A 558-nucleotide genomic window follows, 5' to 3' on the forward strand; every position below is an offset into this window, starting at 1 on the left:
GGCGTAGGGCGTTTCAGGCCTGCCAAGGTCGGCCTGCTGGGCGCCGGCATGATGGGCGCGGGCATCGCTTACGCACAGGCCAGCAAAGGCATTGCCACCGTGCTCAAGGACGTCAGCCAGGACAAGGCCGAAGCCGGCAAGGCTTACAGCAGCAAGATCACCGCGCCGCGTGTGGAGAAAGGCCGCATGACGGCCGCCGAGCAAAGCGCCCTGCTCTCTCGCATCACCGCGACCGACCAGGTTGCGGAACTAGCCGGCTGCGACCTCATCATCGAGGCCGTCTTCGAGCGGCGCGACCTCAAGGCCAAAGTGACGCAGGAGGCCGAGCCGTTGCTGGCGCCCGGCGGTTTCTTCGCGTCCAATACCTCGACCCTGCCCATCAGCAGCCTGGCCACGGCAAGCGACAGGCCCGAAAAATTCATCGGGATCCACTTCTTCAGCCCGGTCGACAAGATGAAGCTGGTCGAGATCATTCGCGGCAAGCAAACCGACGATGAAACCGTGGCCTGCGCCTTCGACTATGTGCAGGCCCTGGGCAAGATCCCCATCGTGGTGAAC

The 558-nt window shown here is 64.2% G+C and carries 1 protein-coding gene; it reads left to right on the plus strand.

Annotated elements, in window-relative coordinates; all coding sequences use genetic code 11:
- Positions 1-558 (plus strand): 3-hydroxyacyl-CoA dehydrogenase family protein (locus tag AC1D1X_RS25330; RefSeq protein WP_477699640.1); only part of this gene is annotated, 558 nt, incomplete at both ends.

The sequence above is a fragment of the Polaromonas sp. P1_G4 genome, assembly GCF_056405475.1.